Origin of the sequence: Sphingomonas pseudosanguinis (assembly GCF_052056765.1) — a bacterium.
Classification (GTDB): Bacteria; Pseudomonadota; Alphaproteobacteria; order Sphingomonadales; family Sphingomonadaceae; genus Sphingomonas; species Sphingomonas pseudosanguinis.
Window position 1 is genome coordinate 2,804,437 of the sequence record NZ_CP189888.1, and the last position, 13,572, is coordinate 2,818,008.

Here is a 13,572-nt window from a genome sequence, read left to right on the forward strand (position 1 = left end):
GGAGAGTGAGGGAGGCGCCTTGGCGCCGGAAGGGTGAGGGTCGGTGGTGATGGAATCCCTTGGCCTTCGACTTCGCTCAGGCTGAACGGAGGTTGGGAGGAGCCCCCTCTCCCGATCAGCGAGGTCGCAGCGCCCCCACGAAATGCTAGGCGAGCGCCCCGCACTCTGCCACATCTGCGCACATGAGCCGTACCCCGACCACGACCGCCCCCATCGCCGAGCTGACCCTTCGCGGCATCGCGCTGGGCGGGTTGATCACCCTCTTGTTCACCGCCGCCAATGTCTATCTCGGGCTGAAGGTCGGATTGACCTTCGCCACCTCGATCCCGGCGGCGGTCATATCGATGGCGATCCTGCGCTATCTGCCGAACAGTTCGGTGCTGGAGAACAACATCGTCCAGACGGTCGCCTCGGCGGCCGGGACACTGGCGGCGATCATCTTCGTGCTGCCGGGCCTGGTCATGATCGGCTGGTGGCAGGGCTTCCCCTATCTGCTGACCGCCGGGATCACCGCAACGGGGGGCATATTGGGCGTCATGTTCTCGGTGCCGCTGCGCCGCGCGCTCGTCGTCGACACCGACCTGCCCTACCCCGAAGGCCGCGCCGCCGCCGAGGTGTTGAAGGTCGGCGCGGGCAGCCGCGAGGGCGAGGCGGAGAGCGCAATCGGGCTGCGGCTGATCGTCGTCAACGCCATCGCCTCGGCCGGTTTCGCGATCCTGACGCAGACCAAGCTGGCGGTGGCCGAGGCGGCGGTCTGGTTCCGCACCGGCGCGGGCGCGACCGGGATCGCGGGCGGGCTGTCCTTCGCGCTGATCGGGGTCGGGCATCTGGTCGGGCTGTCGGTCGGCATGGCGATGCTGGCCGGCATCGCCATCGGATGGTGGATCGCCTTGCCGATCCTGACCGCCATGGCCCCATCGGCCGGGCCCGTCGCCGAATGGGCGGGCGGCATCTTCAGCCGCGACGTGCGCTTCCTGGGGGCGGGCGTGATCGGGGTGGCGGCGATCTGGACGCTCATCAAGATCATCGGTCCGGTCATCGGCGGCATACGCTCTTCGCTCGCCGCCGCCTCGGCCAAGCGCGACGGCGCGGTGCTGGCGGTCGGCGAGCGCGATCTGCCGATCGGCATCGTCGCCGCCGTCGCGCTGGCGACGCTGGTGCCGATCGCGGGCCTACTCTGGTCGGTGATCGCGGGCGGGCCACTGGCCGCATCGGGCGTGGCGCTGATCGGGGGCGCGCTGCTCTTCATCCTGCTCATCGGCCTCGTGATCGCGGCCGTCTGCGGCTATATGGCGGGGCTGATCGGCGCGTCGAACAGCCCGGTGTCGGGCATCGGCATCTTGTCGGTGCTGGCCGCCGCGCTGCTGCTCGTCGGGCTGTTCGGGCGCGGCACCCCGCCCGAGACGACACAGGCGCTCGTCGCCTATGCGTTGATCGTCACCGGCGTCGTGTTCGGCGTCGCGACCATCTCCAACGACAATCTCCAGGACCTGAAGACCGGCGAACTGGTCGGCGCGACGCCGTGGAAGCAGCAGGTGGCGCTGGTGATCGGCGTCGTCTTCGGCAGCCTGGTGATCCCGCCCGTGCTCGACCTGCTCAACGCGACGCTGGGCTTTGCGGGCACGCCAGGGGCCGGGCCGAACGCGCTTTCCGCACCGCAGGCCGCATTGATCTCGGCGCTCGCCAAGGGCGTGCTGGGCGGCGATCTCAACTGGACGATGATCGGTATCGGGGCGCTGGTCGGCGTCGGGGTGATCGTCGCCGACGAGATGCTGGGCAAGCTGGGCTGGCTGCGTCTGCCGCCGCTGGGTGTGGGTTTGGGCATCTATCTGCCGATGACCGCCACGCTGCCGGTCGTGCTGGGGGCCGTGATCGGTTATGCCTATGATTGCTGGGCCCGGCGCAGCGGGAACCCGGAGACCGCCGAGCGGCTGGGCGTGCTCGCGGCGACCGGGTTGATCGTGGGCGAAAGCCTGTGGGGCGTCGGCTTTGCCGGCATCGTCTACCTGACCAACTCGGACGCACCGCTCGCGCTGGTCGGCGACGGGTTCGCCACGCCCGCACTGGTCGGGGGGACGTTGGTGTTCCTGGGCCTAGTGGCGGCGCTCTATCGCTATACGCGCCGTCAGGTCGTTGGCCTGCCGCAGACACGTTGAGCCGCACTAAGACGGACCATCATTCCTCCCCTGCAAGGGGAGGTGGCAGGGCGTAGCCCTGACGGAGGGGTGTCCCGGTGGGAAAGGCGGGCTTCGCTTACCCGGGGTGACACCCCTCCACCATGCTTCGCATGGTCCCCCTCCCCTTACAGGGGAGGAATAGCGCGCCGCCGTCGGGACTGTTACATCGCTGCCAGCAGCTCGCTGATCTTCACGAACGCAAAGCCGATCGAGCTGTCCGCAATGCCGTACGGCAGGAACAGCGAGTCGCCGTGCCGGATCGCGCCGCAGGAATAGACGACGTTGGGCACATAGCCCTCGCGGTCCTGATCCTTCGCGGCGAGGATCGGCTGCTTCGTGCGGCCGAGCACCTTGGAGGGGTCGCTCTTGTCGAGCAGCGCTGCGCCGATCGAATATTTGCGCATCGCGCCGACGCCGTGGGTCAGCAGCAGCCAGCCCTCGTCGGTCTCGATGGGCGGTCCGCAATTGCCGATCTGCACCAACTCCCAGGGATAGACGGGGGTCAGAATCTTCTCGCCCTCGTCCCAATGGGTCAGCGAGTCGGACTTGAGCAGGAACAGATTCTCGCCGTCCTGCCGCCCGATCATCATATACTGGCCGGCGACCTTGCGCGGGAACAGCGCCATGCCCTTGTTGCGGGCCGCAGCACCCGTCATCGGCACCAGGTCGAACGCACGGAAATCGCGGGTCCGCATTAGCTCGGACTGGATGCCCGAGCCGTCATAGGCGGTATAAGTGCCGATCCATTCGACCGCGCCGTCGTCATGCGTGAACTGGACGATCCGCATGTCCTCCAGCCCCTTGGACTGGGCCTGGGTGATCGGGAAGATGACCGTGCCCGACAGCGTCGAGTCGCGGTGGCGGTGCACCGTGACGGGGCCGTTGGGCACATCGTCGTCGCCCCAGCCATGCACGTCGGTCGCGGTCGCAAAGGGCGGCTCGGGGGCGAGGCGGAGCTGGTTCTGATCGTTGATGATGCCTTCGCGGAAGGCGACTGAGGAGATATGCCCCTCACCCACCGCGCGCATCGACATCAGGATACGCTGCGACCCCGGCTGGATGCCGGTCTGGTCGAAATGCGGCACCGCCGAGGGGTTCATCAGCGCGGCGGCGGCATAGCTATATTCGTGGCAGAAATAGGCGCCGATCAACTGACGCTTCTCGTCGCTGATCTTCGACCCGTCGAGCTTCAGCAGATCCTCGATCTGGTCGTAACGGGTCATGAAGACGCGCCGCGTCTGCCAGTGCCGCGCCTCGAAATCCTTCAGCACGGTTTCCAACTGGTCGCGCGCCTCTTCCGGCGTCATCGCCAGCACCTCGCCGACCAGACGCTCGGTCCGGCTGGGCGGTGCGCCGTTGCCGCCGCCCCAGGCTATGTGAAAGGGGCGGACCACGACGCGGGAAGGATCGGCATGAAGCCGCAGCCGGTGGTTGAACAAATCCATCGCGCTATCGTCTCGCCACTCTACCAAAACGCTCGTCCCATCGCCCTTCGTGCCGCATGGGCGCGTCAGGCGATGTGACGCTCGGCTCCTGCCATGGTTGAGGCGGATTGGCAAAGGCTAGCGATCGCGCAATTGGCCAGTTGCAGTGCCAGAATCGACTCCGCGCCTTGGTTCCGGTTGAGGCCGGTCGGCATCAGGCCGTCGAAACAGCCGCCGTCATTGGCGGTCGCCAGCGGCAGGTCGAGGTCGTTGACCCCCAGGAACCAGCCATAGGCGCGCTCGCCCTCCTTGATCCAGCGCGGGTCGCGAGTCGCAAGATAGGCCGACTGGCACGCCTCGACCGTGGCCTGCGCCTCCAGCGGCTGCTGGTCGAACTGCAGCGGCTCGGCATAGGGGCGGCCGAAGCTCTCGCTGCCGACCGCGCGGAACCGTCCCTCGGGCGAGGTCTGCTTGGCGACGATCCAGTCGAGCGTCGAAATGCCGCAATCGATCAGGTCCTGCCGGCCAAGCGCGCGTCCCGCCTCGATCAGCGCCTGCGGTACGCGGGCATTGTCATAGGCGAGCACGATCTCGAACCATTGCCATTCAGGCCGGCGCGCCTCTTCCAGCAACGCCAGATGCAGGTCGGGCATCTTTTCGAGGATGGCACGCGCCAGCTGATGCCCCGGCCGCGCCTCCAGCATGGCGGCGGCGCCCAGCATCGCAAAGGCCTGTGCCCTGAGCGAGCCCAGGTCGAGCGCCAGCGAGGCAGTCGCATCGAACCACATCTGCGCCCAGTCGCGGTGCTTGGCCATCTGCGCATCGCGCGCAGTGACGCCCAGCGCCCAGAGGGTGCGGCCGTTGGAATCCTCAGACCCCACCTCCTCGCACCAGCTGCGGTCGAAGCGCATGAAGTTGCGATACCGCCGCGCCTCCGGATTCCAGGCATATTGCAGGAACGAGGCGTAGATGGTCGTCCACTTGTCGCGCGTGACGGGATCGATGCCGGGCGCCTGCGTCATGAAGATCAACGCACGGGCATTGTCGTCGATGCAATAGCCGTGGCGGCGATCGGGTACCGAGTAGATGGCGTGCTGCAACATGCCGGTCGAGTCGCTCATCCGCTCGACGGCGGACAGATCGGCGGCAAGCGGCTTGATCGCCGGACGATATTCGGCCTGAAGACGACGCGGGCGCGCGGTGATGGCCGCGCCGATCTGCTCCAGCGCCGCCTCGGCAAGACGCGGCCAGATCATCGTGCGGCCGCGCGCATAGGCGCGCTGCGACAGATGGTCGCGGGCGGCCTCGTTCGACAGCAGCCGGTCGATCTCGCGGGCGAAGGCCTCGACATCGCCGAAACCGACCAGAACGCCGTGATCGTCGGCCAGGATCTCGGTCGCATGGACATAGGGCGTCGAGATCACCGCCTTGCCCACGCCGATCGCGTAGGACAGCGTCCCGCTCGTGATCTGCGCCGGGTTGGTATAGGGCGTCGCATAGATATCGGCGGCCTGGAGATATTCGATCAGGTCGTCATGATCGACAAAGGCGTCGACGAAGGCGACATTGTCCGCCACGCCGCGCGCCTCGGCCAGCGCCTTCAGCCGGTCGCGATACGCCTCGCCCTCATGCGCCACCAGATTGGGATGGGTCGCGCCGAGCACGACATACAGCAGTTCGGGATGGTGCGCGGCGACGGCGGGCAGCGCCTCGATGATCGTCTCGATCCCCTTGTTGGGCGCGAGCAGGCCGAAGGTGAAGACGACCTTGCGCCCTTCCCAGCCGAACTTCGCCTTCAGGCTGTCGGGCGCGATCAGGTCGCGATCGGGCACGCCGTGCGGGATCATCGCGATCTGGCGCGGATCGGCGCCATAGACGCGCTGGAGGATGTCGCGGCCCTTGTCGGCCATGACGATGATGCGCGCGCAGCGGCGCAGCAGGCCCTCCATCACGCGACGCTCGTCGACGGAGGGCTTTTCGAGAACGGTGTGCAGCGTCGCGATCACGGGCAGCGTCGTGCGATCGAGCATCGCCAGCAGGTGCTCGCCGGCGGCACCGCCATAGATGCCATATTCATGCTGCACCCAGATCGCCTGCGCGCCGCTCGCCTCGATCCGGCGCGCGGTGTCGATATAGGCGCCGCGATCATGCTGCGCGATGGCGGCGGTCACCGCCGGGGGATAGGCGTAGCGGCCGGGATGGTCGTCCATCGCATAGACATCGACCGCCAGCTCGGGAAAGCGATCACGCATCGCAAGATAGACGTCGGTGGTGAAGGTCGCGAGCCCGCATTGCCGGGGCAGGAAGTTGCCAATCAGCGCCAGTCGCTCGATCACGGTTCCGTTCGCTTCCACCATATCGCATGTCCTTGAAGACGTAGCGGCCACGGCAAGTCCGCTGCACACCACGCACCTCCATGAACCCGTATTTGGCAGGAAGGTTGCAGGGCGTGTTACATATTTGCTGCACTGCGACGGAATACAGCGACGAAGCGCAACCGACTTTCGCGTTCAGATCGGTTCCAACTCCAATGCCGCAGGAGAGACTTTAACGATTGAAGAAACGATCCCCGCGCAAGGCCTTGTTCGACTTGGCGCCAGTCATGCGCCGAAGCAGCGGGGATTTAGGCAACGATACATGAAGCAGGTCTTTTGGGCATCAAGGCTGGAGACTGGCTACAAGCGGGAGCAACGATATTCGCCGTCATGGGCACGATACTTGGCACCTTGCACATCGAGCGCAGCAGTCGGGATGCGAGCAGCCAAGAAGACATCAATCGCATTGCCGAGGTCGTAACCGCTATCCGGGATGCGGCCGCCGCCATTCGCGCGGGTCTGCCCGAGGACCCAACAAATTACTCCCATTATGCGCAATCGCTAAGAATGCAAACCGACCTGAAGACGTCGATAGATATGTGCCAATTCGTACGGGCCGATACGAAAATCAAAAAGCTATCATCATGGCGGGCTTTACGCGATTTCGACGACATCCTCGGCATTCACGGCAAAATCGTCGACAACGAACTTCAGATATTCAACCATAACGGGCATCATACAAACGTCTTCAACATCAACAGGTCGAAGGTGACGACCGCCTCTGGTCCGATAGAATCATCGGCCAACGACGTTCTCAGGAGCTTGTAATGACCTTGGCCCGGGTCTTGAGCGGCACCCAAGACCCGGCTCGCCATTTTCGGATAGGTCGGCGGAGGTCACCCCCGGCCGCGATACCCCGGCACGCCCTGATCGGGCAGCCATAGATCGGCGGGCGGAGCGGAGGACTGCCAGAACACGTCGATCGGGATGCCGCCGCGCGGATACCAATATCCGCCGATGCGCAGCCAGACCGGCTTCATCTCCTCGAACAGCCGCTCGCCAATGCCGACGGTGCAATCCTCATGGAAACCGGCATGGTTGCGGAAGCTGCCCAGGAACAGCTTCAACGACTTGGACTCGACGATCGTCTCGCCCGGCACATAGTCGATGACGAGATGCGCGAAGTCGGGCTGGCCGGTCACCGGGCATAGCGAGGTGAACTCGGGCGCGGCGAACCGGATCAGATAGGTACGCCCCGGACGGGGGTTGGGAACATAATCGAGCACCGCCTCTTCCGGGGAAGCGGGCAGCGCGCTGGTCTGGCCGAGATGCTTCATGAAAGGCCATGTAGGACAGCCATGCCCAAAGCGCCAACGCTGATCCCCATTCTCGGCGACCAATTGTCGATGAATCTGTCCAGCCTGGAGGGCGCCGACCCCAAACGCACCGTCCTGCTAATGATGGAGGTCGAGGACGAGACGGGATATGTCCGCCACCACAAGGCCAAGATCGCCTATATCCTGTCGGCCATGCGTCACCATGCCGAGGCGCTGAAACAGGCGGGCTGGACGGTCGATTACGTCAAGCTGGACGACCCGGACAATGCGGGCAGTTTCACCGGCGAGGTCGCGCGTGCGGTCGAACGCCACGACCCCGAACGCATCGTCGTCACGCAAGCGGGCGAATGGAGGGTGGCCGCCATGCTGGAAGCGTGGGAGACGATGTTCGCCGTCCCCGTCGACATCCGCCCCGACACCCGCTTCATCGCCAGCCAGGCCGAGTTCGAGGACTGGGCGAAGGACCGCCAGGAACTCCGCATGGAGTATTTCTACCGGCTGATGCGCCGCAAGACCGGTCTGCTCATGAAGGGCGACAAGCCCGAGGGCGGCAAGTGGAATTACGACGCCGACAACCGCAAGCCCGCGCCAAAGAAGGACAAGCCGCCCGAGCCGCTGACCTTCGCACCCGACAAGATGACCCGCGAGGTCCTGAAGCTGGTCGCCGCCCGCTTCGACAACCATCCCGGCTCGCTCGAAGGTTTCGCCTATGCCGTGACTGCCGAGGAGGCGCAAAAGCAGGCCGAGGCGTTCATGGCGCACGGCCTGCCCAAGTTCGGCGACTATCAGGACGCGATGCTGACCGGGCAGCACCAGCTGTGGCACTCGGTCCTGTCGCCCTATATCAATTCGGGACTGCTCGATCCGCTGGAACTCTGCCGGATGGCGGAAGCGGAATATGAGGACGGCCATGCCAGCCTCAATTCGGTCGAGGGCTATATCCGCCAGATCATCGGCTGGCGCGAATATGTGCGCGGGCTCTACTGGCATGTCGGGCCGGATTATGTGGACCGCAACTTCCTGCGCGCGAACCGGCCGCTGCCCGGCTTCTACTGGACCGGCGAGACCGACATGCACTGCATGGCGCAGGCGCTGGGCCAGACGCTCGATACCGCGCATGCGCATCACATCCAGCGGCTGATGGTCACGGGCAATTTCGCGATCCTGATCGGCGCCGACCCGGCCGAGGTGCATCGCTGGTATCTGGAAATCTATATCGATGCCTATGAATGGGTCGAGCTGCCCAATGTCGTCGGCATGAGCCAGTTCGCCGATGGCGGCATCATCGCGTCCAAACCGTACGTGTCGTCGGGGGCCTATATCAACCGCATGTCGGATTATTGCGGGCACTGCCGCTACGACGTGAAGCAGCGGGTGGGTGAAGATGCCTGCCCGTTCAACGCGCTCTATTGGGATTTCCTGGCGCGGCATGAGAAGCGCTTCGGCGAGAATCCGCGCATGGCGATGCCGTATCGGAACTGGAACCGGATGGACGCGGCGGACCGGAAAGCGATCCGAGTGCAGGCGGCGGGGTTTTTGAAGGGGTTGGAGTGATTCCCGTGGCCTTCGACTTCTGCGCGTAGCGCAGAAGTTTATCCTGAGCGGCTGGCTTGCCAGCCAGCCGAAGGGCTCAGGCTGAACGGAGGTTGGGATATGAGGTCTTCCATAACCTCCGTTCCGCCTGAGCGACGTCGAAGGCCGCGCCCCACCCTCACCTCTAGCCGCTCCCCTCCCGCAGGCGGGAGGGGATGGGGGAGGGCTTGGGGTCTCACAGAGACCGTCGTCCGTGGCCCTTGCCCCTCCCCAACCCCTCCCCCTGCCGGGAGAGGGGCTTTGCTTGGCTTGCGACGCCGCCCCCAACGCGCCTAGGTACGGACCCACCGACCGAGGAGCCCCAGATGCCGCCACTCATCACCCCGGAAGACCTCGCCGCGATCGCGGGCGAGGCGGATGTGCGCATCCTCGACGTCACCTATTTCCTCGACGATCCGACCGGCCAGACCGCGCGGCGCGGGTTCGAGGACGGGCATATTCCCGGCGCGCGCTTCCTGGCGCTGGGCGGCCTGGCCGATCCCGACAGCGACCTGCCGATGACGCTCCCGCCGGGCGAGCATTTCGCCCGCGCGATGAGCGAAGCCGGTGTCGGCCATGCCGACCGTATCGTCCTCTACGACCGGTCGCCGCTGCACAGTTCGGCGCGGGTCTGGTGGCTGCTGAACCTGTTCGGCGCCAGCAAGGTCGCGCTGCTCGACGGCGGGCTGACGGCCTGGGCCGAAGCTGGGCAGCCGGTGATGGTAGGCGCGGCGGGGGCGACCGAGACGCCCGGCCTGTTCGTCGCCCATGCCGATCTGGCGCGCGTGCGCAGCCTGCGCGAGGTCCATAGCCATGTCGAGGCGGGCGATGCGCAGATCGTCGATGCCCGCTCGCCCGGCCGGTTCGCCGGCGCCGAACCCGAACCGCGCCCGGGCGTCGAACCCGGCCACATCCCCGGTGCACTGAACCTGCCCTATAACCGGATGTTCGAGGGCAACGGCCGCTGGAAGTCTGCCCACGCCATCGCCGCCGAATTCGCCGCCGCCGGGGTCGATGCGAACCGGCCGATGGTCGCCACCTGCGGGTCCGGCATCACCGCCTGCGTCCTCGCCTTCGCGGCGGAGCGGATCGGCGGATTGATGCCGGTCTATGACGGCAGCTGGACCGAATGGGGCTCCGACCCCAGCACCCCCAAAGCGAAAGACGCGTGAAGCCGATGACCGACGACGATCTGCCCATCAAGCCCGCCACCCGTCTGGTCCAGGCAGGCCGCCGCGCCGAATGGACCAAGGGCGTGGTCAACGTCCCCGTCTGGCGCGGATCGACGGTGCTGTACGACAATGTCGCGCATATGCGCAGCGTGGGGGCGGGCGATCTGCACGAGAAGCTGTTCTACGGCCGCAAGGGCCTGCCCACCCAATGGTCACTGGCCGATGCGCTGACCAGCCTGGAGCCGGGCGCGCAGGCGACCTTCCTCTATCCGTCGGGCGTGGCGGCGATCGCGGCGGCGCTCCTATCGGTGCTGTCGCCGGGCGACGAACTGCTGCTGGTCGACAGCGCCTATGACCCGACGCGGGGGCTGGCGACCGGGTTGCTGGCGCGGATGGGGATCACGACGCGCTTCTACGACCCGCTGGTCGGGGCGGGCATCGCCGAGCTGATCGGCCCGACGACCAAGGCCATCTTCCTCGAAAGCCCCGGCTCGCTCAGCTTCGAGGTGCAGGATATTCCCGCCATCGTCGCGGTCGCCAAGGCGAACGGCATCACCACGATCCTCGACAATACCTGGGCGACGCCGCTGTTCTTCCCGGCGATCGCAAAGGGCGTAGACCTGACGGTGCTGGCCTGCACCAAATATGTCGTCGGCCATTCGGACGCGATGCTGGGCTCGGTCACCGCCGCGCCCTCGCACTGGGCCGCGCTTCGCGACACCAGCTTCCAGTTGGGCCAGGTCGCCAGCCCCGACGACGCCTATCTGGGCAGCCGGGGCCTGCGCACCATGGGCGTCCGCCTCGCCCAGCATCAGCAGAGCGCGCTGACCATCGCGAAATGGCTCGCCGAGCAGCCCGGCGTCGCGCAGGTGCTGCACCCCGCACTCCCCTCCTGCCCCGGCCATGACATCTTTGCGCGCGACTTCCTGGGCTCGAGCGGGCTGTTCGCCTTCGTCCTCGACGGTGGCAATGACGCCGCGCGCACCGCGATGCTCGATGGACTGGCGCTGTTCGGGCTCGGGTTCAGTTGGGGCGGTTATGAGAGCCTCGCCATCCCCGCCGATCCGCACCGCTATCGCAGCGTGACCAGGCGCGACTTCGCCGGGCCGTTGGTCCGGCTCCAGATCGGGCTGGAAGATACCGACGACCTGATCGCCGACCTCGATCGCGGGCTCGCCCGGTTCCGGGCCGCGCGCGGATGACGCTGTTCGAATGGCTTCAGGCGAGCGGCATCGAACTGCCGACCCGTGCCGAGGCCATGGAGGCCGGGGTCGCCTCGGTCCTGACGCTCGCCATGTTGGCGGGCGGCGTGATCGCGGGGCGCAAGCTCGGCCCGCATGTCGCCGCGCTGGTCCAGCGTTTCGCCATCGCGCAGGGCGAGGCGCTGCACGCCCGCATCTGCGCGATCACCCGCCACCTGACCGCCGCCCTGTTGCTGATGACGCTGGGCGCGCTCTGGCCCTGGGAGGCGCTGGCAGGGGTGCCGATCGGGCTGGCGCTGGGCGCGTCGATGGCGCGCGCGGGGTTCCAGCTGCTGCGCGGGCTGAACCTGCCACGCTGGCTGGCTTGGATCTTCGCCATCGTCTGTTTCGTCGCGCTGTTCAGTCGCGAGATCGGCGGCCTCGGCCCGGTCAGCCGGCTGGCCGAACAGATCGGCTTCACCGTCGGGTCGCGGCGATTCTCGGTGATGCTGCTGGTGACGATGCTGGTCACCATCGTCGTGATCCTCGCCGTCACCCGCGCGGTCACCCGGATCACCGAACAATGGATCGGCCATGCGCGCGGGCTCGACCCGACGCAGAAGCTGCTGGCGCAGAAGCTCGCCAGCATCGCCATCGTCGTCATCGCCTTCTTCTTCGCGATGGATTTGCTGGAGATCGACCTGACCAGCCTGGCGCTGTTCTCGGGCGGCTTCGGCCTGGCGATCGGTTTCGGGCTGCAGAAGACGATCGGCAATCTGATCGCCGGGATCATCCTGCTGATGGACCGCTCGATCAAGCCGGGCGACGTCATCGCGCTCCAGAACGAGATCGGCTGGGTGAACAAGATCGGGGTGCGCGCCGTCTCGATCATCACCCGTGACGGTAAGGAGCATCTGATCCCCAACGAAAATCTGATGACGCAGGAGGTGGAGAACTGGTCCTATTCGGACCGCAACGTGCGCGTCCGCATTCCCGTCTCGATTGCATACGACAACGATCTGCGCCTCGCACAGGAACTGATGCTGCGCGCCGCGCGCGAATCGCCGCGCGTCCTGAAAAGCCCCAAGCCGACCGTCTGGCTGATGGGCTTCGGCGACCATGCGCTCCAGCACGAGATCCTGGCCTGGATCAGCGATCCCGAAAGTGGCGTCGGCAATGTTCGCTCCGACGTGCTCAACCGCCTATGGTTCCTGTTCAAGGAGCACGGCGTCGGCCTGCCCTATCCGCAGCGCGACATTCACATCCGCTCGCTGCCCGGCGGCCTGCGCCACGAAAATCTGGACGCGCCCATCAGTCCCGAGCCGTGACCGTTCGGCCACAGCGCGTCGCCGAAAAACCATCATGGATCGAGTTTATGCTTGTGCAGTGCATCATGCGCTGTCAGCTTGGCCTTCTCGCGACGGCAGACGGTCCGCCGGGTTTCACCCGACATGACAGAGGCCGCATCGCCGCGAGGTTGCAGGTGAGAACATCGAATTTCCGTTTGAAAGGGAAACGATGCGCTTCTCCACGATCCTCCTTGGCGGCCTCTCGCTGGTCGCCGCGACGCCCGCCTTTGCGCAGGACAGCGGCAGCGAAACCGCACCGCCTTCTCCCATCACGATCAGCGGCAGCGCCGCGATCCTGACCGATTACCGCCTGCGCGGCATTTCGCAGACCAACAAGAACGCCGCCGTCCAGGCCGCGCTGACCGTCGCGCATGACAGCGGCCTGTATATCGGCACCTTCGCGTCGAACCTCGCCGGCTGGGGCACGTTCGGCGGCGCCAACATGGAGCTCGACGGCATCGTCGGCTACAAGCACACCTATGGCAACGCGACGGCCGATGTCGGCGTCACTTGGTACACCTATCCGGGCGGCTTCTCCGAGTCGGACGTGGTCGAGCTGTTCGGCCGCCTGTCGGGCACGGCGGGTCCCGCCAACCTGACCGCCGGCGTCTATTACGCGCCCAAGCAGACCTCGCTCGGCAACTTCTCGAACACCAGCTACAGCCGGGGCCAGCGTTGGGATAACCTCTATCTGACCGGCGACGGCACGGTCGGCATCCCCAATACGCCGATCACCGCCAAGGCGCATATCGGCTATTCCAAGGGCAATCCGGGCCTCGGCCCCAACGGCACCAGTCTGTCGCCGACCGGCGAATATTGGGACTGGTCGCTGGGCGCCGATGTCGCGGTCTACAAGAACATCACGCTGGGCGTCGCCTATGTTGACACCGACATCAGCCCCGCCGAATCGGCCTATCTCCAGCCGAACTTCTCCAAGGGGCAGGTCCCCGGCGGTGCGAGCATCGCCGATGCGACGGTCCTCTTCTCGCTGACCGCCGCCTTCTGACGGCCTGACCGGGGGGTGAAGGGCGGTGCCGGCAGCGGC

General features: G+C 66.3%; 10 protein-coding genes. 7 read left to right on the top strand and 3 right to left on the bottom strand.

The window, feature by feature from the left end:
- Positions 1–182: 182 nt before the first annotated feature.
- Positions 183–2,156: an OPT family oligopeptide transporter gene (locus ACQHGV_RS12740; protein ID WP_440978460.1), complete on the top strand. Its 1,974-nt coding sequence runs from the start codon at positions 183–185 to the stop codon at positions 2,154–2,156.
- 182 nt (positions 2,157–2,338) lie between these two features.
- Here ACQHGV_RS12740 and ACQHGV_RS12745 read toward each other — a convergent pair whose 3' ends face one another.
- A complete protein-coding gene (locus tag ACQHGV_RS12745; protein WP_440978461.1) occupies positions 2,339–3,622 on the bottom strand; it encodes a glycoside hydrolase family 130 protein in 1,284 nt (427 codons plus the stop codon).
- Between the two features lie 65 nt (positions 3,623–3,687).
- Positions 3,688–5,958 carry a glycosyltransferase gene (locus ACQHGV_RS12750; RefSeq protein ID WP_440978462.1) on the bottom strand — a complete coding sequence of 757 codons (2,271 nt, stop codon included), beginning with the start codon at positions 5,956–5,958 and terminating at the stop codon, positions 3,688–3,690.
- A 294-nt stretch (positions 5,959–6,252) separates the two neighbouring features.
- Between ACQHGV_RS12750 and ACQHGV_RS12755 the strand changes: the two genes are divergently transcribed.
- Positions 6,253–6,744 (top strand): hypothetical protein, encoded by a 492-nt coding sequence (locus tag ACQHGV_RS12755; protein WP_440978463.1) that lies wholly within the window; start codon positions 6,253–6,255, stop codon positions 6,742–6,744.
- A 68-nt stretch (positions 6,745–6,812) separates the two neighbouring features.
- Here ACQHGV_RS12755 and queF read toward each other — a convergent pair whose 3' ends face one another.
- Complete coding sequence (gene queF / locus ACQHGV_RS12760) at positions 6,813–7,253, bottom strand: preQ(1) synthase (RefSeq protein ID WP_440978464.1); 441 nt, start codon at positions 7,251–7,253, stop codon at positions 6,813–6,815.
- A gap of 21 nt (positions 7,254–7,274) precedes the next feature.
- Between queF and ACQHGV_RS12765 the strand changes: the two genes are divergently transcribed.
- The 5 genes from ACQHGV_RS12765 to ACQHGV_RS12785 all read left to right on the top strand — a co-directional run bounded on the left by ACQHGV_RS12765 (position 7,275) and on the right by ACQHGV_RS12785 (position 13,533).
- Positions 7,275–8,807 carry a cryptochrome/photolyase family protein gene (locus tag ACQHGV_RS12765; protein ID WP_440978465.1) on the top strand — a complete coding sequence of 511 codons (1,533 nt, stop codon included), beginning with the start codon at positions 7,275–7,277 and terminating at the stop codon, positions 8,805–8,807.
- Positions 8,808–9,151: 344 nt separating this feature from the next.
- Positions 9,152–9,997, top strand: coding sequence for a sulfurtransferase (locus ACQHGV_RS12770; protein ID WP_440978466.1), 846 nt, complete (start codon positions 9,152–9,154; stop codon positions 9,995–9,997).
- Between the two features lie 5 nt (positions 9,998–10,002).
- The gene (gene metC / locus ACQHGV_RS12775; protein WP_440980206.1) at positions 10,003–11,199 is read left to right on the top strand and encodes a cystathionine beta-lyase; all 1,197 of its coding nucleotides are present in this window, start codon (positions 10,003–10,005) and stop codon (positions 11,197–11,199) included.
- The gene (locus tag ACQHGV_RS12780; protein WP_440978467.1) at positions 11,196–12,506 is read left to right on the top strand and encodes a mechanosensitive ion channel family protein; all 1,311 of its coding nucleotides are present in this window, start codon (positions 11,196–11,198) and stop codon (positions 12,504–12,506) included. The genes metC and ACQHGV_RS12780 overlap by 4 nt, the downstream gene beginning before the upstream one ends.
- A 190-nt stretch (positions 12,507–12,696) precedes the next feature.
- Positions 12,697–13,533 carry a TorF family putative porin gene (locus ACQHGV_RS12785; RefSeq protein WP_183950241.1) on the top strand — a complete coding sequence of 279 codons (837 nt, stop codon included), beginning with the start codon at positions 12,697–12,699 and terminating at the stop codon, positions 13,531–13,533.
- The last annotated feature ends 39 nt before the right edge of the window (positions 13,534–13,572 follow it).

Coding starts and splice junctions, on each gene's coding strand:
- ACQHGV_RS12765 (WP_440978465.1), top strand. CDS start 7,275: ATGCCCAAAGCGCCAACGCTGATCCCCATTCTCGGCGACCAATTGTCG.
- queF (WP_440978464.1), bottom strand. CDS start 7,253: ATGAAGCATCTCGGCCAGACCAGCGCGCTGCCCGCTTCCCCGGAAGAG.
- ACQHGV_RS12740 (WP_440978460.1), top strand. CDS start 183: ATGAGCCGTACCCCGACCACGACCGCCCCCATCGCCGAGCTGACCCTT.
- metC (WP_440980206.1), top strand. CDS start 10,003: ATGACCGACGACGATCTGCCCATCAAGCCCGCCACCCGTCTGGTCCAG.
- ACQHGV_RS12770 (WP_440978466.1), top strand. CDS start 9,152: ATGCCGCCACTCATCACCCCGGAAGACCTCGCCGCGATCGCGGGCGAG.
- ACQHGV_RS12780 (WP_440978467.1), top strand. CDS start 11,196: ATGACGCTGTTCGAATGGCTTCAGGCGAGCGGCATCGAACTGCCGACC.
- ACQHGV_RS12745 (WP_440978461.1), bottom strand. CDS start 3,622: ATGGATTTGTTCAACCACCGGCTGCGGCTTCATGCCGATCCTTCCCGC.
- ACQHGV_RS12785 (WP_183950241.1), top strand. CDS start 12,697: ATGCGCTTCTCCACGATCCTCCTTGGCGGCCTCTCGCTGGTCGCCGCG.
- ACQHGV_RS12750 (WP_440978462.1), bottom strand. CDS start 5,958: ATGGTGGAAGCGAACGGAACCGTGATCGAGCGACTGGCGCTGATTGGC.